The sequence below is a fragment of the Vibrio sp. HA2012 genome, from assembly GCF_002812955.1.
Classification (GTDB): Bacteria; Pseudomonadota; Gammaproteobacteria; order Enterobacterales; family Vibrionaceae; genus Vibrio.
Map to the genome: position 1 here is coordinate 164,589 of NZ_PFXK01000008.1, position 20,861 is coordinate 185,449.

General features: G+C 45.8%; 21 protein-coding genes. 6 read left to right on the forward strand and 15 right to left on the reverse strand.

From position 1 onward, the window contains the following. Positions 1-65: 65 nt before the first annotated feature. Complete coding sequence (adk, locus tag CSW98_RS14945) at positions 66-710, reverse strand: adenylate kinase (protein ID WP_100801276.1); 645 nt, start codon at positions 708-710, stop codon at positions 66-68. Between the two features lie 183 nt (positions 711-893). Continuing rightward, the gene (htpG, locus tag CSW98_RS14950; protein ID WP_100801277.1) at positions 894-2,795 is read right to left on the reverse strand and encodes a molecular chaperone HtpG; all 1,902 of its coding nucleotides are present in this window, start codon (positions 2,793-2,795) and stop codon (positions 894-896) included. Positions 2,796-3,098: 303 nt separating this feature from the next. Between htpG and CSW98_RS14960 the strand changes: the two genes are divergently transcribed. Beyond that, positions 3,099-4,007 (forward strand): transcriptional regulator, encoded by a 909-nt coding sequence (locus CSW98_RS14960; RefSeq protein WP_100801279.1) that lies wholly within the window; start codon positions 3,099-3,101, stop codon positions 4,005-4,007. After that, on the forward strand, positions 3,997-4,524 hold the full coding sequence (locus CSW98_RS14965; protein ID WP_100801280.1) for a regulatory protein ToxS: 528 nt from the start codon (positions 3,997-3,999) through the stop codon (positions 4,522-4,524). The genes CSW98_RS14960 and CSW98_RS14965 overlap by 11 nt, the downstream gene beginning before the upstream one ends. 64 nt (positions 4,525-4,588) lie before the next feature. On the opposite strand, the gene yfcE is transcribed toward CSW98_RS14965, so the two are convergent. Genes yfcE through CSW98_RS14990 form a run of 5 tightly spaced genes read right to left on the reverse strand, consistent with a single transcriptional unit; the run spans position 4,589 to position 7,408 of the window. Beyond that, positions 4,589-5,137 carry a phosphodiesterase gene (gene yfcE, locus CSW98_RS14970; protein ID WP_100801281.1) on the reverse strand — a complete coding sequence of 183 codons (549 nt, stop codon included), beginning with the start codon at positions 5,135-5,137 and terminating at the stop codon, positions 4,589-4,591. A gap of 4 nt (positions 5,138-5,141) precedes the next feature. After that, a complete protein-coding gene (locus CSW98_RS14975) occupies positions 5,142-5,546 on the reverse strand; it encodes a CBS domain-containing protein (protein WP_100801282.1) in 405 nt (134 codons plus the stop codon). Then, on the reverse strand, positions 5,543-5,893 hold the full coding sequence (locus tag CSW98_RS14980; RefSeq protein ID WP_100801283.1) for a P-II family nitrogen regulator: 351 nt from the start codon (positions 5,891-5,893) through the stop codon (positions 5,543-5,545). The genes CSW98_RS14975 and CSW98_RS14980 overlap by 4 nt, the downstream gene beginning before the upstream one ends. Further along, entirely contained in the window at positions 5,883-6,677 is a 795-nt protein-coding gene (locus CSW98_RS14985; protein WP_100801284.1) for a DUF1538 domain-containing protein, read from the reverse strand. Before CSW98_RS14985 ends, CSW98_RS14980 begins: the two co-directional genes overlap by 11 nt. Next, complete coding sequence (locus CSW98_RS14990; RefSeq protein ID WP_100801285.1) at positions 6,674-7,408, reverse strand: DUF1538 domain-containing protein; 735 nt, start codon at positions 7,406-7,408, stop codon at positions 6,674-6,676. The genes CSW98_RS14985 and CSW98_RS14990 overlap by 4 nt, the downstream gene beginning before the upstream one ends. A gap of 179 nt (positions 7,409-7,587) precedes the next feature. On the opposite strand from CSW98_RS14990, the gene CSW98_RS14995 reads away from it, so the two are divergent. The 3 genes from CSW98_RS14995 (at position 7,588) to CSW98_RS15005 (ending at position 10,311) form a co-directional block, all read left to right on the forward strand. Next, positions 7,588-8,502 (forward strand): TIGR01777 family oxidoreductase, encoded by a 915-nt coding sequence (locus CSW98_RS14995; RefSeq protein WP_100801286.1) that lies wholly within the window; start codon positions 7,588-7,590, stop codon positions 8,500-8,502. Positions 8,503-8,552: 50 nt separating this feature from the next. Continuing rightward, positions 8,553-9,383: an SDR family oxidoreductase gene (locus CSW98_RS15000; protein ID WP_100801287.1), complete on the forward strand. Its 831-nt coding sequence runs from the start codon at positions 8,553-8,555 to the stop codon at positions 9,381-9,383. Between the two features lie 73 nt (positions 9,384-9,456). Then, positions 9,457-10,311: a co-chaperone YbbN gene (locus CSW98_RS15005; RefSeq protein ID WP_100801288.1), complete on the forward strand. Its 855-nt coding sequence runs from the start codon at positions 9,457-9,459 to the stop codon at positions 10,309-10,311. A gap of 269 nt (positions 10,312-10,580) precedes the next feature. Here CSW98_RS15005 and CSW98_RS15010 read toward each other — a convergent pair whose 3' ends face one another. The 8 genes from CSW98_RS15010 to zipA form a co-directional block, all read right to left on the reverse strand. Next, positions 10,581-11,552 carry a GlxA family transcriptional regulator gene (locus CSW98_RS15010; RefSeq protein WP_100801289.1) on the reverse strand — a complete coding sequence of 324 codons (972 nt, stop codon included), beginning with the start codon at positions 11,550-11,552 and terminating at the stop codon, positions 10,581-10,583. Positions 11,553-11,648: 96 nt separating this feature from the next. Beyond that, complete coding sequence (locus CSW98_RS15015; protein ID WP_100801290.1) at positions 11,649-12,425, reverse strand: MBL fold metallo-hydrolase; 777 nt, start codon at positions 12,423-12,425, stop codon at positions 11,649-11,651. Between the two features lie 393 nt (positions 12,426-12,818). Further along, positions 12,819-13,271, reverse strand: a complete 453-nt coding sequence (locus tag CSW98_RS15020; protein ID WP_198517346.1) for an NfeD family protein — start codon at positions 13,269-13,271, stop codon at positions 12,819-12,821. A gap of 10 nt (positions 13,272-13,281) precedes the next feature. Next, the gene (locus CSW98_RS15025; RefSeq protein ID WP_100801291.1) at positions 13,282-14,199 is read right to left on the reverse strand and encodes an SPFH domain-containing protein; all 918 of its coding nucleotides are present in this window, start codon (positions 14,197-14,199) and stop codon (positions 13,282-13,284) included. A 217-nt stretch (positions 14,200-14,416) separates the two neighbouring features. Beyond that, positions 14,417-15,157: a YccT family protein gene (locus tag CSW98_RS15030; protein WP_157810397.1), complete on the reverse strand. Its 741-nt coding sequence runs from the start codon at positions 15,155-15,157 to the stop codon at positions 14,417-14,419. 90 nt (positions 15,158-15,247) lie between these two features. After that, a complete protein-coding gene (locus CSW98_RS15035; RefSeq protein ID WP_100801293.1) occupies positions 15,248-16,246 on the reverse strand; it encodes a porin in 999 nt (332 codons plus the stop codon). 609 nt (positions 16,247-16,855) lie between these two features. Further along, positions 16,856-18,871 carry an NAD-dependent DNA ligase LigA gene (ligA, locus tag CSW98_RS15040; RefSeq protein ID WP_100801294.1) on the reverse strand — a complete coding sequence of 672 codons (2,016 nt, stop codon included), beginning with the start codon at positions 18,869-18,871 and terminating at the stop codon, positions 16,856-16,858. Positions 18,872-18,963: 92 nt separating this feature from the next. Next, a complete protein-coding gene (gene zipA / locus CSW98_RS15045) occupies positions 18,964-19,875 on the reverse strand; it encodes a cell division protein ZipA (RefSeq protein ID WP_100801295.1) in 912 nt (303 codons plus the stop codon). Positions 19,876-20,087: 212 nt separating this feature from the next. Between zipA and cysZ the strand changes: the two genes are divergently transcribed. Beyond that, on the forward strand, positions 20,088-20,822 hold the full coding sequence (cysZ, locus tag CSW98_RS15050) for a sulfate transporter CysZ (RefSeq protein WP_100801296.1): 735 nt from the start codon (positions 20,088-20,090) through the stop codon (positions 20,820-20,822). Positions 20,823-20,861 lie beyond the last annotated feature (39 nt).

The following is a 20,861-nucleotide window of genomic DNA, read 5'->3' on the forward strand; positions in this document are numbered from 1 at the left end:
AAACAAAAAGCGACCCTTTCGGATCGCTTTAACTATAACAAAAATAAACAACTTTACCCGGCAAATTATGCCAGTGCTTTCTCAATGTCAGCACTCACTTCAGCGACCTGCTTGGTTCCGTCGAATTTCAGATACCGACAATTTCCGGCTTCCGCTTCCTTACCGTAATAAGCGATAAGAGGAGCTGTCTGATCATGATAAACCCCCAGACGCGCACGTACGGTTTCTTCTTTATCATCATCACGGACAACCAGATCTTCACCGGTGACATCATCCTTACCTTCAACTTTAGGCGGGTTGTACACCACATGGTAAGTTCTGCCGGAAGCCAGATGAGCACGACGGCCGGCCATACGCTCAACAATAACGTCATCTGCAACATCAAACTCGATAACATAATCAATGGCGACACCCATCTCTTTCAGACCATCAGCCTGAGGAATGGTGCGCGGGAAGCCATCCAGCAGGAAGCCTTTTCCACAGTCATCCTGAGCAATACGCTCTTTGATCAGGCCAAGAATGATATCATCAGAAACCAGCTGACCAGCATCAATAACGGCCTTAGCCTGCATACCCATCTCAGTACCGGCTTTGATTGCAGCACGTAGCATGTCTCCGGTAGAGATTTGTGGAATACCGTATTTTTCCATGATGAACTGAGCTTGTGTACCTTTACCGGCACCCGGAGCACCTAGAAGAATGATGCGCATTTTTTATCCTCTTAATTTTTCCATGTTATACCGAAGCTTACTGCTTCTGCTTCAACGCCTGCGATAAGTTTCGGTATAAGGTTATGTATGAGTACCTGAGCCGGTACTCAAACCAAGAAATTCAAGCCCGCGATTCTATCACAGAATGCGGGCTTTGCTTACTACCAGCAAGTAAAACGGTAATTACTTATTCAGAAGCTGGTTGACGGCTCCGACAAATTGAGTCGGATCTTCCAGAGAACCTCGTTCAGCCAGCATCGCCTGACCCAGCAGCACTTCAACCCAGCGTCCGAAGGCTTCTTCATCAGATTCATCCGCCATACGTTTCACCAGTGCATGCTCAGGGTTAATTTCAAAGATATATTTTACCTGAGGGACTTCCTGACCAGCCGCTTCCAGCAGTTTTGCCATCTGTGTACCCATCTCGAAATCATCCGTCACGACAACCGCTGGTGTTGATGCCAGCTTAAAGGTGGTCCGAACCTCTTTTACCCGGTCACCCAGATACGTTTTGGTTCGTTCAACAACAGATTTAAACTCTTCCTCTGTTTCTTTGTGCTTTTCTTTTTCCGCTTCATCTTCAAACTGACTGAGATCCAGGCCAGCCTTAGTGATAGACTGAAACGCCTTACCATCAAACTCCGTCAGGTAGTTCATCAGCCATTCATCAATGCGATCATACATCAGTATCACTTCGATACCTTTGGCACGGAACTGTTCCAGATGCGGACTGTTTTTAGCCGCGGCATAGCTATCCGCTGTCAGATAGTAAATCTTATCCTGACCTTCTTTCATGCGCTCAACGTAAGAAGCCAGCGCAACAGATTGCTCAGCAGAATCCACATCCGTAGAAGCAAAGCGCAGCAGGCCGGCTATTTTTTCTTTGTTGGAAAAATCTTCAGCAGGCCCTTCCTTCATGACCAGCCCGAACTCTTTCCAGAACGATTTATACTTATCGTCATCATTCTTAGCAAGACGTTCAAGCATAGTAAGCACTCGCTTAGTACATGCATTACGCAGAGACTGAGTGACCTTGTTATCTTGCAGGATTTCACGAGAAACGTTCAATGGAAGATCATTGGAATCGATAAGACCACGAACAAAACGCAAATACGTCGGCATAAACTGTTCGGCATCATCCATAATAAAGACACGCTGAACATAAAGTTTCAAACCGCTTTTATGGTCGCGGTTCATCATATCCCAAGGGGCTTTAGCCGGAATATAAAGCAGGCTGGTGTAATCATTTTTACCTTCAACCCGGTTATGGCTCCAGATCAGAGGATCAGCAAAATCGTGCGATACATGCTTATAAAACTCCTGATATTCGTCCTCAGCAATATCTGCTTTATTGCGGGTCCACAGAGCCTGAGCTTTGTTAATCTGCTCCCACTGGCCTGTTTCTTTTTCTTTACCGTCCTCGTCTTTATCTTTCGTCCAGATAGAAACCGGGATACCGATATGGTCGGAATATTTACTGACGATATCACGCAGACGCCATTCGGAAAGGAATTCCTGCGCATCTTCCCGCATGTGCAGGATGATATCTGTACCACGGGATTCCTTACGGATATCTTCAATCGTGTATTCGCCTTCACCGGCAGAATGCCACTGCACGGCCTGATCTGCATTCAGACCTGCGGCACGGGTACGAACGGTTACCGCATCGGCAACAATAAATGCAGAGTAGAAACCAACACCAAACTGACCGATTAGCTGAGAATCCTTACTCTGATCATCAGATAATTTAGCAAAGAAATCAGCGGTACCTGATTTAGCAATCGTGCCTAAATGCTCGATAGCCTCTTCACGGCTCATACCGATACCGTTATCCGATACTGTCAGTGTTTTTGCCTGCGGGTCGAAAGCCAGTTTAACGCCAAGATCGGCATCACCCTGATACAACTCCGGATCAGACAGAGCCTGGAAGCGTAGCTTATCCGCTGCATCAGAGGCGTTAGAAATAAGCTCGCGAAGAAAAATTTCTTTGTTTGAGTACAGAGAATGGATCATCAGGTGCAGCAGTTGTTTTACTTCTGACTGGAAGCCACGGGTCTCTTTATTGTGAGTTGCTGTTTCGCTCATTTTTACTCCATGAGTTTTTTCATATCAAAACCATTGTCAAATATGGGGACAAGAGTGAAGAAAAAAAAGCCCTGTCCGGAGTCGGAAGAAAAAACTATTAAACTGTACACATGGAAAACCAATTCGTGTATTCTACAGTTATTATACAGGTGGATAGCAAATGTTCTAAAAGTGTAAATAAAGATAAAGAACATACCTCCCGGCCCGAAGATTAGTTATTCTCCAGAATAGCCCTCGATAGTAATCTGTAGGTTTCATCGCATTCTGACACGGGTATGAAACCGATATTGGAAAGAGATATTAATGAGTAACGCAGGCACTAAATTTGTTCTCTCACAACGATTTATATTTGACCCCAACAGCAACACCTTAGTCGATAAGGAAAACGATAACGAAACGGTTCGTCTTGGCACGAATGAGAGTCGTATTCTAATGATGTTTTCCGAACGCCCGAACGAAGTGATATCCCGGGATCAGTTACATGAATTCGTCTGGCGGGAACAGGGATTTCAGGTGGATGACTCCAGCCTGACTCAGGCTATTTCGACACTGAGGAAGAACCTGAATGACTCAACCAAGGCACCTGAATTCATCAAAACCGTGCCAAAACGGGGTTATCAGTTTATTTCGACCGTTGAAAGAACATCCATTCTGGCAACAGGCAGCAAACCGGTCAAAGAGCTCCCGGAACCGGCCTCTTCCGGCGATCAGCATAACACGGATACCGATGCTGAAAATACAGCAACATTGGCTGAAAAACCTTTTTCACCCACGGCTGAGATCCGCTTCTCTGCTGATCCAGCTTTGAAAAAGAAAACGCTTCGCCAGCGGTTTTGCCCGCAGACCAAGTATATTTTTATTCTGGCGTTGTTACTGCCTTTCTTTATTCTGGCAGTCATCAACCCTGCACCTTCAAAATTCAGGCTGATCGATACTATTGACGATATTCCGCTGAAAACCACCCACGGCCATCCGCCGCTGGACAGCTGGAAACCGCTGATCCGGGCCTGTTACCAGTCCTACGCAGCCCGGTTCCCGGATAAAGAAAAACCGCAGGAAATCATTGTCACTGCCGGGGCGCAGAGAAATCTGATCCTCAACTATATTCACCCAGAAGGATATTCGTTTAAAAATATCACCGTACACCTTTTTGCCAATCAGGCTGAGTTGAGTGAACTTTGTCAATCAGGAGCAGAGCAAGATGTTAAATAAAAGAATCGCCTATTTTCTGCTTGCTGTTTCCGTCCTGTTCAGCAGTTGGATCTACTGGGGGACAGACCTGAAAACCAAACAGACACTCACCTCAAGAGAATGGTATACAAACACAGTGTTTATTGCCTCTCGGGAAGCAGGAAAAGCGATGCCGGAACTCAGCGAGATCAGTAAAATCCACGGACGCGATACACTGAAATTTCTGCCAAACGGTTCTTATATCAAAGCATCTGTGATGAATTTTTACGATCAGAAACATGAAATGTTCATGGAAATGGAGCTGTCTGAATCGGGGCAGTGGGAACTCAGTGACAACTATTTGCTCGTTCATCCGGATAATGTGGTTGATACCACACCGAACAAAGCAGGTAGAAGCTTCAGCGATGAGCAAATGGGGGTCATCAAAGAGCTTTACATGCTGGACGCACAGGAAAGCAAACGCATTGATATTATTAATAATACATCAATACTGCTGACCAGTCTGGATCACGGCTCGATTATATTATCCTCTAACTGACACCAGACAAAACGGGATGAACAACGTCATACCAGACTCCGTTCATCCCACTCTGCGACACACCCTATAATTGTACTTCTGCCAGTACGCTATCATCATCAAATGCAATCACCTTCAGCCATCCGTTATCCAGCAAGCCATAACTGGCCGGAAAACCACCTTTCGGAAAGGTTACTGAGCCGGGGTTATAGATAATCTGTTCTCCCTGATACTCCGCCACGGGTATATGGGTATGTCCGTGCGCAATCACGTCTCCCTGTTTCAGTGGCGGACGGTTATCTGCATGATAGGTATGACCATGAGTCAGGAACAGACGCCGGGAAGAATCCAGCAATACCCAGGCATAATCCATCATCATAGGAAAACTCAACAGCATCTGATCCACTTCACTGTCACAGTTACCCCGAATCGCAATAATCCGCTGTGCATGCAGATTTAGCCGATTAGCCACTTCCGGCGGATTATAGCCTTCCGGTACAGGATTACGCGGTCCGTGGTTCAGAATATCCCCCAGCAGTAAAAAATAATCAGCACCAGAGGATTCAAATGCCCGTATGGTTTTTTCTGTTGCCGGCAGGCAGCCGTGCAGATCAGAGGCAAAAAAAAGCTTCATAACATTAAGTATCCAGAGCCATACCGTTCACAACGATATTATTATAACTGACCATACCGAGCAGCTTTCCATTTTCTATAACCGGAGCCCGGCTGATGCCAAAGCGCTCAAATAAACGGGCGCAATATTTCACATTCATATTCGGATCAACAGACAAAGCAGGCTTTGTCATCACCTCATAGATATTGGTTCGGTCACAAGAACGATTTTTCGCCAGTACCTTTTTAGCGATATCATTCATCAGCACAATACCATACTCATCGTTCTCATGACGTTTATCCACAATAAGCGCTTTAACCACATGCTGACGGGCAAGCTGAATCCCTTCTTTTACCGTCGTGAGACCATCAACAACCACATAAGTATTCGTCATTACATCCCGGACACGAATGATATTTTGCTTGTTCATAACTCTTCCTCAACGATAGGCGTTAATGTTTGCACCTGATGAGCGACCCCAACAGCGTCCTCAATATCAATCTGAATAGCAATCCCCTGTCCGGATTCCTGATCAAACTCCCCGACATCACGGATCTTCTCTAAAATATGCCGGGACAAATGTTCTTCCACCATAAACAGCAATACATCTTTTTGCACCTCCAGTGTCAGGCCAAAAAAGGTTTTCTTCTGATTCAGCCCTTCCCCTCTCGCATTATTAATAACCGTTGCACCCGTCGCTCCAGCGGAACGTGCCGCATCCAGTACTGCATCGGTTTTAGTATCTTCAACAAACGCGATGATTAGTTTAAAGCGCATTCTCACTCTCCTTCGACGCTGAACGATAATTCAGCCATTGTGTTATCTGGGCATATCCCATCACTGAGATAATAGGAAACAGGCTGGCAAACGCTATCAGACCAAAGCCATCAATGACCGGATTTCTTCCCGGCACAGTTGAAGCCAACCCCAAACCTAAAGCAGTAACCAGTGGTACGGTGACTGTCGATGTGGTTACCCCTCCGGAATCGTAAGCCAGAGGAATAATAAGTTTAGGAGCAAAATGGGTTTGTATTACAACCACGATATACCCGCCTATGATGTAATAATGAATCGGATCACCAACAACAATCCGGTAGCAACCCAGAGCGATTCCGATAGCCACACCCAATGCAACCGCGATTCTTAACCCGTTTACCCTGATACTGCCGCCAGACACCTGATTGGCCTTAATGGCAACGGCAATAAGTGAAGGCTCTGCAATTGTGGTACTAAAACCAATTGCAAATGCAAACAGATACACCCAATAATAATCAACCCAAGTAAGTGATTCTGTTCTGCTGATCTTAAATTGTTCAAGAAAATCCGGGGCGGTAAGCTGATGAGCCATCATTTCTCCGAGAGGAAATAACGCCAGCTCCAGCCCGAGCAGGAACAGAGACAACCCCAGAATAACGTAAAAAAAACCTAAAATAACTTTAGCCAGATTCGCTACCGGCCGACGCAGTACCGCAATCTGAAAACCGAAAATAATACTGGCGATAGGGAGGACATCCACTACAGTCTGAAGCAGAGTATCAGTAAACCGACTCAGTTCAATCATGCTACGACCATCCCATAAATCATGACAAACATCATCGGCAGAAGAGAGGCAAAAGCGATCAAGCCAAACCCATCCAGCATCGGGTTCCGTCCTTTAATAGCCGATGCCAGCCCAACACCGAGCGCCGTGACCAGAGGCACCGTGATGGTAGACGTGGTAACCCCGCCTGAATCGTAAGCAATACCGATAATGGAAGCGGGAGCAAACCCGGTCAGAATTACTACGCCGATATACCCGGCAATGATCATAATATGGATAGGCCAACCCCGTAGGATCCGGATAACCCCAAGTACAATGGCCACACCGACTGACAAGGCAACTGTAATTCTCAGGCCTAATGCGTAGCTATCCATCGCTTTCGTCGATGGGGAAATAATACCGCCAACAGCAGCTACATCCGCCGCTTCAGCCGCAACCGCCGTCAGAGCCGGTTCAGCAATCGTCGTCCCGAACCCCAGACAGAAGGCAAACAGCACCAGCCAGAAAACGCTCCCTTTTCTGGCAAACGCCTGTGCCATTGACTCGCCAATAGGAAACAAGCCCATGTTCAGGCCAATAATAAAGAATGTCAGGCCAAATACGACCAGCATCAATCCAAACAGCACGGAAAGGATGTCCGGCAGAGGTTCCTGCAGAACCACTATCTGAAAGAAAGCGATAACGAAAACAATCGGCAGTAGATCACGCAGACTATCCAGCATTGCTTTAAATAAAGCCAGTAGTGCTGCCATTCTTGCCTCCTGTCCATTCCGCTGCGGTTAACAGTAAGAGTAAGCGACTTACATTCATCTTTCAATCGGTTACAGTATAGCCTCGGACTTTTCTTTGCCTTCCGGTGAAAATGAGGCCAGACTCAGAAAAAAGATATTAGCTATAATCATACGTAAAGGTGAACAGATAAGGACGATCAATGCGCATTTTGCTTACCGGTGGTAGTGGTTTTATCGGCTCTGAACTAGTCAGGCATCTGACCATGCATGAGATCGTGCTGTTAACCAGAAATATTCCCCAGACCCGGGATCGGCTTCACCACATCAATCACGGGCATCTCTCATACATCGACACACTGGATAGCCTTTCTGATCTGAATCATTTTGATGCGGTCATTAATCTTGCCGGAGAACCCATCGCAGGTAAGCGCTGGAGCCCGGCGCAGAAGCAAAAAATATGCGACAGCCGCTGGGACATTACACAACAGATCGTCGAACGGATACATGCCAGCACTCACCCTCCTTCTGTCTTGATCAGTGGATCTGCTGTCGGCTATTACGGTGACCAACAGGCTCACCCTTTTGATGAGTCTCTGCATATCTGCCATCCGGAATTTACCCACCATGTCTGTTCCAGATGGGAAACACTAGCCATGCGAGCCAGTACGCCAGACACACGAGTCTGTATTTTACGCACAGGTGTCGTACTCGGACTCAGCGGAGGAGCCCTAAAAATGATGCTTCCGACCTATAAACTCGGCGCTGGTGCCGTATTAGGTCGTGGCAACCAGTACATGCCGTGGATCCATATTCAGGATATGCTTCGGGGGATCGAGTTTCTTCTGAACACTTCCCACGCCAGCGGATACTTCAACTTAACAGCACCTCACCCGGTACAAAACAGGGAGTTCAGCCAAACACTGGCAAAAACACTTCACAGACCCTGTCTGCCTTATACGCCAAAATGGCTGTTGAAAATTTTACTGGGAGAAGCCAGTGCACTTCTGTTTGATAGCATCAGAGCAAAACCTAAGCATCTGACCGAACTAGGTTTTCAATTCAACTACTCAAGATTAGAGCCTGCATTAAAAAATCTTTTACATCCGCAGTCGTGATGACTACTCTGAACCTCTGAGTCCGAATACAGCCAGAGGCCCGTCCTTCCATGTCACAAAAAACTGTTTTAATTACCGGATGCTCCAGCGGCATTGGTTATGCCTGTGCCCACGCACTGCACCAACAGAACTATCATGTTATCGCCACCTGCCGTAAAGCCGCTGATGTTTCCCGCCTGCAAGCGGAAGGATTATGCTGTATTCCGTTAGATCTCAGTGCACCCAAGAGTATTACTACCGCCGTCCAGCAGGTACAGGAACTCAGCGCTGGAACGCTGTATGCAATATTCAGTAATGCCGGTTACGGCCAGCCGGGAGCATTGGAAGATCTGCCGACAGACGCGCTGAGGGAACAATTTGAAACCAATTTTTTCGGCACACATCAGTTGATTACCGAGCTGATTCCTGAATTAAGAAAGCAGGAAAACGGCCGGATTATTCTGAACAGCTCCGTTCTCGGTTTCGCCGCCATACCTTATCGGGGAGCTTATAACGCGAGTAAATTTGCCCTTGAAGGCTGGGCCGATACCCTAAGGCTGGAACTCTATCAAAGTGGTATTTATATCAGCCTTATCGAACCGGGTCCTATCGAAACCCGTTTTAGAGCCAACGCGCTGGAAAAATTCCGCCAATGGATTGATATTGATGTCAGCAGGCACAGGGAAGAGTACCAAAATCAGCTGGCTCGATTGAATAAAGCCGTATCAGGTAACCGCTTTGTTCTGCCGGCTGAATCCGTCGTTGCACCACTGCTGCACGCTCTGGAGTCCGACTCCCCCAAACCGCGCTACCGGGTAACCACGCAGACAAAGATTGCTGCGATTCTCAAGCGTTTGTTATCAACCAAAGCGTTCGATAAAGTATTACGAAAGTCAGCATAAATATGCTATCCCCTTGATAAGTGGCCATCTGACCCATATCTTGGGGTTAGTGCCCATGTTAGGAATATTAATTATGCCGTCTGAATATATTGTTGAGCTAAACGAAGAGAATTTCCGTCAGATACTGGAAAGCTCGGTACAAACCCCGGTTCTTATCCATTTCTGGGCTTCGGTGAGTAAAGAAAGCGCAGATATCATTCCGGAATTACATGCGCTGACTCAAGAGTATAACGGTGCATTTACTCTGGCTCTGTTGAATTGCGAGCAGGAACAGAACATCGCGATGCAGTTCGGAGTACAGGCTCTTCCTACTATTGCTTTGTTTATAAACGGTCAGCCAGTTGACGGGTTAGGCGGCCCCCAGCCGATGGATGCTATTCGACAAATGCTGGCTCAGCACCTTCCTGCTCAGGAAGAACTGGTTTTCAAAGCTGCACAGGAAAAAATCCACGCTGAACAGTATGCCGAAGCTTTGCCGATGCTCACTAGTCTTCCGGATGAGATGCAGCAAAAAGGTGATGTTAAACTGGCTCTGGCTGATTGTCTTTTACACACACACCAATTTGAACAGGCAAAAGTCCTGCTCGGGACGATTCCTCTGGAATATCAGGATAACTACTACAAAGGCCTGAAGGCAAAACTGGAGCTACATGAGCAGACAGCCGACAGTCCGGAAATTCAGGCTCTGGAACAACAGTTGGCCGCTCAACCGGATAATATGCAAACCGCACATGAACTGGCGCTGCAATACCATCAGGTGAATCGTAGCGAAGAAGCACTGGCTCTTCTCTGGTCGTTCCTAGAGAAAGATCTGAATGCTCTGGACGGCGAACTGAAAAAAGCATTTATGGACATACTGTCTGCTCTGGGACAAGGTAATGCTGTTGCCGGTAAATACCGCCGGCAGCTGTATTCTCTGCTGTACTGATCGATACCAGTAACCTCAGGATACTGTAGGAGAGGAATAAAGTCTCATACTAAACAGCCAATTAACCTTGTTCGTACCGTTTTAGATTAAACGTGATTAAAATACTAATTGCTACTACCAAGTCTGAATCGAGCTACAACTGAGTATTAAAGTATCATACTAGTTGTAACTCATTCCTGGACATTAATGAGCTACGCTGACCTCCCTAATAATCGGAATTGACATGAGGAAATGTATGGCAAACCTTAGTTGGAACGCTGAATATTTATCTAAGGCTGTTGGTGGAACATTTTCCTCCAACGGTTGGGGGTCACCTCATAACGCTCTTTAAATTTATCTCTGAAAATGAGAACTGAGCTAAACCCAGTTTTTGCGACAATCTGTTCAATAGACAAATCTGTAGATTCAAGTAGATCCTGAGCCAAGTTTAGTCGCTCAGCCGTCAGCCATTCTCCAAATGACATACCTGTAGCTCTACTAAATTTTCTCGTAAAGGTTCGGCGAGTCATCATCACTGAATCAGCTAGCTCATCCAATGAATATTTTTGATTGATATTACGCCTGATATTGTCCATTAATGCATTGATACGTGAATCAGATGTCGTCACAGGTATAGGTTGATCTATAAACTGAGCTTGCCCGCCATCTCTGTATGGAGGCACAACCATTCTTCTTGCTACTCGATTCGCAATCGTACTGCTGTAGTATTTTCGGAAAACATACAGACAGCAATCGATACCTGCGGCAGTACCTGCTGAGGTGATCACCCTGCTATCTTCAACATATAAGGCATTCGTATCGAGCGAAACTTCTGGAAAGCGTTGACTAAAATCCTGTTCTAATTCCCAGTGTGTCGCAGCTCGTTTCCCCGCTAATAAGCCAGCATAAGCGAGAACATAACCACCAAGACATAAACCGACAACCAATGCGCCTCGGGCATGAGCACGACAGAGAGCATTGAGCAGGTTTTCATTAGGGCGCTCTTCAATTGCTCTCCAGTAAGGGACAACGATAATGTCGCAAGACTCTAGAAAATCCAACTTCGCCTCGGTATGAATTTCCATACCGATGTCAGATAAAATTGCTCCTTGCTCTCCTGCGACAAATTTAAGTTCGAAAAAAGTTTCATTTAGGGTATCTCGCCCAAACACAATGCTCGGAACAGAAATATGAAACGGACTAAAGTGATTAAAGACGACAACTGCAACTGAGGGAATTGTATGGTTTTCAGTGAGGTTCATTGGGCGTTTCCAAAGTAAAATGCACAGAGCAATGTTAGTACGTTACTCTGTGCGGTTCATAAACGCAGGTCATAGGTTTGCTTTATGACATCAAAACTAGATTATCACTGTTTCACCATCTTCTGGAACAAACACAAAATCGCTAATCATATTTGCAGCTGCGTATTCGCGCATTTCTTGAGTAGTCACCAATACATGGTTAACCGCCCCCATATGAGTCGCAACGATTTTCGCTTTAGGTAGCACTTGGTGTGTTTTGAGTACATCTTCTTTACCCATAATAATAGGACCAAAGCCCAGTACATGCGCCCAACCTGTATTGAGAATAACGACACCTGGTTGTTCTTTTTTCATGGTTTCTTCTACACTTGGAATCCAAATCGTATCACCAACCACATATAACTTTTCTTCATCGGCATGGGAAAAAATCACGCCTGTCACTTCACCCAAAATTTCAGCCATTTGATCATGTTGGAACGCTGCATCAGAGCCATGCTGGCAGACGGTACGTGTAAATGAAATACCGTGATAGTCAGTCTCTTCAGAGAAGATTTTAACATTGGTAAAACCTTGTGATAGAAGAATGGTTTCATCACCTTCGTGCTGTACAAAAATCAATTTATCTTTAGGTATCGCATTCACTGCTGTTTCATCCCAGTGGTCTGGGTGAGTATGAGTTAGAAGAACTGCGTCCACATTGATGATGCTTTCAAGAGGCAGAGGCAATTCAACTGTTGGATTACGTAAGTGTGAATTTGCTGTTCCTTCAAACCCAGGGTAAGTGCCTTTTGGCGCTAACATTGGGTCAATAAGGAATGTTTTACCTGCATAATCGATGACTTGTGTTGCATTGCGAATTTGTGTGATTTTCATAATTGTGCTCCAGTATTGCTGTGTTTTGCTCTAATGGAGTCATTTTATGCAATAGGATAGACGCTCAAAAGTGGCTTAAAGGACACATAAGGATACTATTGGGACAAAAGTTTGTTCTTGGAATTGGTTGTTATTAGATAAATTGAGGGAAACTAATAGAAACCATTTTAGTGTTCATTAACTGACAGTAACACTGTTTGGGGCATAAACGTTTTAGAAATGGCAGCGTACCTATGTGATCGCTGCCATTTTAGTATGATACTTTATTATTCTCACACAGATACAGAATGTCTGAAGGGCGCGATGCGCCCTTTTTCATTTGGATTATTCAGAGGTAATGTCGGTGACATCAAGCAAAAAAAATCGTTAACCCGACACGTCGTCAGAATGGTATTACTCCAGCGGCTCAATAAACAGCACGATGCCATCCACATCCACCACTTTCACCAGAGTTCCGGCCGGGATATCCTGATCACATCTCGCTGACCAAGTGGTATCACCAAGACGGATCCGGCAACTCCCCCTCCGAACATCGTCTTCAACCCGGGTTGTCTGCCCAATCATCTGTCGTTCACGCTGATTCAGAACACTCTGCGCATTGGCCGTGCGATCCTGTTTGTGCTGATAACGCCACCACAGCCAGGTTGTCAGCAATGAGAAGACAGCAAAACTCACCCACTGTAGTTGCCAGCTCATCGGAAGCAGTGCCAAAAGCAAGCCGACCATGACAGCTGAAATACCCAGCCAGAGAAAATACCCGGCTGTTCCCAGTAACTCTCCGGATAACAGCAGCAGTCCCAGCGCTATCCAGTGCCAATGATTGACCTGTTGCAATAACTCTATCAAGCGATTATTCCTATTCTGGTTTCTGTTGTTTGAACATTTCAGCAATCCCTGCAATGGATCCCATCAGACCGGCAGCCTCCAGAGGCAACATAATAATCTTACCATTTTCTGCCTGACCAATCGATTTAAGTGCATCGGTGTATCCCTGAGCAATAAAATAATTAACCGCCTGCATATCCCCTTTCGCAATCGCATTGGAAACCATCTCTGTCGCCCGAGCTTCCGCTTCGGCAGCCCGTTCACGAGCCTCAGCCTGCAAGATAGCCGCCTGCTTATCACCTTCCGCTTTCAAGATCTCAGCCTGCTTTTGTCCTTCCGCACGCAAAATTTCTGCTTGCCTGATACCTTCCGCTTCCAGCACTTCTGCCCGTTTATTCCTCTCCGCTTTCATCTGCGCATTCATTGCAGCGGTAAGGTCTTCCGGTGGCTGTACGTCTTTGATCTCAATACGGGTAACTTTAACCCCCCACGGATTCGTCGCTTCATCCACAATAGATAAAAGCTTTACATTGATCATATCCCGCTGACTCAGCATTTCATCCAGCTCCATCGAACCTAACACCGTACGGATATTCGTCAGCGTCAGATTACGGATAGCGTGTTCCAGATCATTCACTTCATAAGCAGCTTTCGCGGCATCAACAACCTGAACAAAGCAGACCGCATCAATGGTGACATTAGCATTATCTTTGGAAATAACTTCCTGAGCCGGAATATCCAATACCCGCTCCATCATGCTGATTTTAGAACCGATACGGTCAATAAACGGAATAATTAAATTCAGACCGGGTTTCAGGGTATGGGTATAACGGCCAAAACGCTCCACCGTCCAGTTACTCCCCTGAGGAACCGTTTTAACTCCTGCTGCTATAAAAACAATAACAACAAACAGCAGTACCCCAATTGTGATCATGACATCGATAGCCATACTTATCCCTTCTAAGATATTGAAATTCTAATAATATACTTGAGTGTAAAAATCAGGTTATTTTGGATCGCTTTATATAGGTTAGTAAACAATCAATAGCTTATACTCAAGTAACTTCAAGATATTTGTTCAGTGAGTATATATCAGAGAAAAGACGATCACTGACAAAAAGGCTGTTTCCGGATCATTACTGCCTGAGTGATTTCACTACCACCAGCTATTCTTGTTCCAGCAGCCATTTTAAGATGGCGACCCTGTCATTCTGTTCCGCTTCCGCATACCAATAACCCAGCATATTAAGTGGCTGACTGTCACCGTTCAGAGCCTCTGGCACCGTCTTCCTGTTCAGAAAGGCCCAGTCAGAAAATATCTGTTGTTCACTTTCTGCTGCCCGAGCATACCAGTACTGAACCATTTCCAGAGCCTGGCTATGATATTTTTCATGAACATCCGAAGCTGTTGTCGTGTCTTTTTCTGCCCTTGCTGTCTCTGTAAGACCATGTGTTTTATTAAACGCTTCCAGCTCTCTTCTGTAATCACGAACCAGGCCATCACCGGGCATCAATACACCCTGCTGCACAGAAAAAGGATTTCCGGAGGCATCCACCACATTCATTTGTGGATCATTTTTAAACAGCTTCGCCTGTTCCTTCGTTTTTATCTCTTTCGCCGGTGATACATACAACCGTGTATCATGCGCCTCAAACGTCAGCACAACCGGATTGGAATAATATTTTTCGAACTGGCTTTGTCCGGTGAGCAACTTGGATACCCGAACAACAAGCTGATTCTGGCCATTATCCAGCTCAATTATACGTTGTGTATTAATCCTTAACCCCGTTTCTTTGCCGTCAATAATGACCGGAGCCAGATCCGTATCTAATTCAACAATCACCGCTGAAAAAGCAGAAAAAGACAGTAATAGTATAGTGGCAGCTAATATTTGTTTGATAAACATCATCATATCCTTTAATCAGAAAAGGCGAGCCTCCTCAGAAGACCCGCCAGACTTATTCTTTCAAGTTAATCCATTCGTTTTGATAACCATTTAGAAATAGTATTCGGTTCCCAGCATAAAGCGTGTACCATCATCCGCTTCATCATCGCCAAGAAAATCGTAGTTACGTATGTCGAAATAAATTGCCGCACTAGGCAGTGTTCGCATTATCCGGGCAGTAATTGCTGTTGATTCGGTATCATCCACCTTGTCGGATTCAAACGTATGTGCATAGCCGACTTTATAGAGCCAAGCATCATCGTGATTATAAGCGGCGGTGGCTGACACCGCATTCTGACTGTCTTTACCGTATTCCATCATTTTATAACCTGCCGTGAAGGTCATCGGGCCCGTCGTAAAGCTACCACCAAGAATGGTGTAAGAGTTATCTTCCACTTTGGCCGCACCTTCACCATATTCATCTTGAGTATAATGACCAGCATGAACACTGATACCACCGACAGTATAGGAGCCGGCAATGTTCATAATCATGGCATCAGTGGTCTCTTCCATTCCACTCAGAGTCGCCTGAAAGTTAAAGCCAGCAAAGGTTTCAGAATCAAAACGCAGCACATGGTCGGCACGATCCTGATAAACGTGTTTAGCACCATATTTAACTGCATTATGCCCGTCAAACACATTACCCAGCCCCGGGTTGGAGTGTGGCCAGTCGACATAATTATAAGCCGCAACCAATTGGCGGCCATAGGTAACAGAGCCGACACCGTCAAAAGCGAAACCAACAAAGGTATCACGGCCACCAACCAGACCATTGCCATCGGCGTTGCCTGTTTCCATCTGCCATACGATATCTGGGCCAAAATCTTCAAATTCGACGACCCCTTTCAGACCGAATCTTGATTCCACTGCCGTACTGGCGGTATTGTCCTCTCCGGCACCCTCTGCATCCCAGTACATATAAGCGATGGCAGCCTGACCGTAAAACTGAACCGCATCACCAGCCAGTTGAATGGCTGCCTGCGCCGAACCTGAAAGGGTAACAGCAGCCACTGCCGCACTGGTTAAAGTGCGTTTAATTATTTTTTCCATGGAAAACTCCCAAAAATTGATAAATCTTCATTATTTCTCTTCCCAAACAAAGTCAATCAACCATCATACAAAACAGCATAAAACCCGGAATGATACGGATATATTTGCACAAAAAACGGACAAACCAACATTACCCATGCTGATTCCGCATACAGGAAATTGACAAGGAAGAGACTAACTTCGAAGCGAAAAATATCAATTAGTTATTATTTTCCTTTAAGAAAAATGCGAGTAATTACAAATTATCCTGTTAATTAGTGATCATATTCATAAAGATAAAATGATACGCATGAAACAAATAATAATCCTTAATTTTCACGCAGTTAACAAACAAGAAAAATATAAAACCATGAAGTGCGTCGATAAATTACATTTATGTATATTTAATAAAAAATAATAAGAACTCTGTCTATTGAAAAACCAAAAGCACTAATGTAATAAGACAAATAATACACATTAAGAGGCAAGCATTTATTCTCAGGAATATGCGAGTCATATCATTGTTCTCACGGTATAATTAATAAAAACTGACTCATAGGAATAAAAAATGGCTGACTTAGTTGCTAAATCAGCCATGGAATAGATGTAATCACTGTCAGAAAAAAATCATCATTCGTGGATCAGAGCTAATAACCCCTCCTCATCACGTACTTCAATACCCAGTTCCTGTGCTTTAGCCAGTTTGGACCCGGCCGCTTCACCAGCAAACACTATATCCGTCTTTTTAGACACACTTCCGGTTACTTTAGCACCCAGAGATTCCAGAGCAGCCTTAGCATCCGTACGACTCAGCCGGGATAACGAACCGGTCAACACTACGATTTTTCCGGCCAGAGGCAGTGGCGTATCCTCAGCCACCGATTCAATCAACGGCCAGTGAATACCCTGCTCCTGTAATGCTGCGATCACCTGCTGATTTTGCTCTTGCTGGAAAAAATGAATAATATGGCTGGCAACAATACCACCAACATCCGGAACTTCCAGCAGTTGTTCATGGGTAGCTTCCTGAATGGCCTGCAGAGTACAGAAATGCCGGGCAAGGTTAGCAGCCGTTGCTTCCCCAACCTCTCGGATCCCCAGAGAATACAGAAAACGTGGCAATGTCGTTGCTTTCGCCTGTTCCAGAGCATTGACAACATTCTGGGCAGATTTAGGCCCCATGCGCTCCAGAACTGTTAACACACCCGCAGACAATGTAAATAAATCAGCAGGAGTACTGACCATCTCTTTATCAACCAACTGCTCTATTACTTTTTCACCCAGACCATCCACATCCAGGGCTTTACGCGAAACGAAATGTTTCAATGCTTCTTTACGCTGAGCCTGACACACCAGCCCCCCCGTACACCGGGCAACAGCCTCTCCTTCGATCCGCTCTATCTCTGAGTCACACACAGGGCAATGTATCGGGAATCGGATCGAGCGAGCCGTTTCCGGTCTTCGGTCTTCAACAACGCCGGTGATTTGTGGGATCACATCTCCAGCACGGCGAACAATAACGGTATCACCAATTTTAATGCCAAGGCGCTCAATTTCGTCAGCATTGTGTAAAGTGGCGTTACTGACGGTAACCCCCCCAACAAAGACAGGTTTCAACTTAGCGACCGGAGTGATGGCACCAGTACGCCCGACCTGAAATTCGACATCATTCAGGATGGTGATTTCTTCCTGCGCCGGAAATTTGTACGCAATAGCCCAGCGCGGAGCCCGGGCAACAAATCCCAGTTGTTCCTGCAGGGCGATATCGTCCACCTTAATCACCACACCATCGATCTCGTAAGCCAGTGCATCCCGCTGGCTGAGAATGGTCTGATAATATTCTTTTACCTCCTGCAGATTATTTACCTGCCGGGTTTCCGGACACATCGGCAAACCAAACTCTTTCAGGCGTAAAAAGCGCTGATAATGGCTTACCGGCAAGGTCGCCCCTTCTACAACACCGACACTATAGGCATAAAAGGCCAGAGGACGCTGTGCCGTGATCTTAGAATCCAATTGTCTCAAGCTTCCGGCTGCCGCATTGCGTGGGTTAGCAAACGGTTTCTGCCCTTTACGTAACGCCTGTTCGTTCAGCCGTTCAAATCCGGCTTTCGGCATAAATACCTCCCCCCGTACTTCAAGCCGTACCGGCCAGTCATAACCCTGTAGTCTCAGCGGGATCGATTTAATCGTCCGGACATTCTCGGTAATATTTTCTCCCGTCGAACCGTCACCACGAGTTGCCGCCTGCACTAATACCCCGTTTTCATACATCAGACTGACCGCAAGGCCATCCAGCTTCGGCTCGCAACAAAACAGCCCTGTCGATGTTGCATTCAGACGATCCAGCATTCGTTTCTGAAAGGCATCCAGCTCATCATCACTGAACGCATTATCCAGTGACAGCATTGGGATTTCGTGGGTTACCTGAGTAAAGCCATCCAGAGGAGCCCCACCGACCCGCTGACTGGGAGAATCGACACTCACCAGTTCAGGATGGGCTTCTTCGATAAGCTGCAGCTCTCGCATCAGCCGGTCATATTCAGAATCCGGGATCTCCGGGCTGTCTTCCACATAATACTTCACACTATGATAGTGGAGGATCTGTTTAAGTTGATTGAGTTTTTCTTCAGTTGATTGAGGCATAACGGGTTACTTCTAAAAGAGCTATTTTGTAAAAAATGAATGACTAAAAGACTCATTGCTAAAAAGGACTCCATCCGGAGCCCTTTTCACTATCAGGAATGCTGTGTGGCTTTAAATTCCCGGATCTGCCGGCGGTAACTTTCCAGTTTATCCGGTGTCATGAAATTACGCTGGTCGTCCAGCACATGGCCACTCATATCATCCGCTATCTGCTGGGCGATTTTCAGCATTAGTTTAAAATTCTGTTCAGCATCACCATAGCAAGGCAGCGTCATAAAAAATGAAATGCCCTTAGTTGTGAAGGTTTCTGGATCATCGTGCTGCAATGTTCCCGGCTGCATCATATTCGCAACACTGAACAGTACCTTACCGTTACCAGAAAGATCCGCGTGGCGATGATAGATATCCATCTCACCATAAATAAGGCCATTCTGCTGCATACTGTCAAACAGGCGGGTGCCGACAAACGGCTCTTCACCGGCACAATGCACATGCAACACAATAACCTGCAATTCATCTTCTTCCGGCTCTGCTTCTGTTTGATCTTCATTATCCTGAGGTGATTCCTCTCCGGAATCCTGAACCACCGGGTCAAGCTGGCGTGGTTTAGTAATGATCTCAACATCATCATCTGCCATGACAAAGAGCTCTGCCGGTTCTTCAGCTATATCGTCATCTTCGAGCCGGATACTGGGAACTTCATCATCCTGAGTATTCTCCGCTGACACTGGCATATCGGATTCAACATGATCATCAAGAGGATCACCGGCAAAAGAACGCTCAGCTGCAAATGCCGGGGCTTTAGGTTCTTTTTTTATAATCTCGAAATCATCTTCAGGAATATAGGCATGCTCTGTCGCCAGATCATCTGCATCATCCCCGCTGAAAGGTTTATCTCCAAATCTGGCTCTTCCTTCCTTTCGGCTTGTCCACAGACCATGAAATAGCAGTGCGGCTATCGCCAGTGCACCAACCACTATGAGTACTAATCGCAATTCCTGCATTTTTAACTCTCGGATTTACCTGATAACGTGTTATACAATCAGGCGTTATAACACATGAATAAGATACTTTACCAAAACTAGGTAAAGTTTTTGAAGTAATTAATCAGCTAAGTCAGAAACAGCCTGTGACCGCTACCACGCTTTTTTTCTTTTTTCAGGTAAGTACAATGGGTTCCGATTCATTTTTTCAGACAAGGAACGAGTAACCCACTATGACTCGAAGCAGCTTTGGCTATTTCTTTTACGGGCTGGAACTGGCCCTGAAACCGGGGATCCGGAGGTTTGTACTCCTTCCCCTGCTGGCAAATATTCTGCTGATTGGCGGTGCGCTGATCTATCTGTTTTCTAACCTTAATAGCTGGATTGAAGGCTGGATAGGCTACCTGCCCGGATTTCTGGACTGGCTGTCTTATGTTCTCTGGCCGATACTGACCATCACCATTCTGGGGACGTTTTCTTATTTCTTCAGTACGCTGGCGAACTTTATCGCCGCCCCGTTTAACGGTCTGCTGGCTGAACATGTGGAGGCGATACTGGATGGAAAGCCGGATTACGACACCAATATTGCTGCCGTTATCAAAGATATCCCCCGCATTATGCTTAGAGAATGGCAAAAACTGGTTTATGTACTGCCAAAAGCTATTGGCTTATTCCTCTTATTACTGATCCCTGCTCTCGGACAGACCGTTGCTCCTCTGCTCTGGTTTATTTTTTCAGCCTGGATGCTGGCAATACAGTACTGCGATTATCCGTTTGATAATCACAAAGTAGCTTTCCAGACCATGAGAAGACAACTGAAACAGAAACAATCCAAAGCTTACGGATTTGGCATTCTTGTTGCGCTATTCACTATGGTGCCTATCCTTAACCTGATAGTCATGCCGGTCGCCGTGTGCGGTGCTACGGCAATGTGGGTAGAAGAATTCAAGCAGCAGCACCGGGCATAATGCCTAAAGAAAGCCGGAATAAAATCAAGCCACTAATAA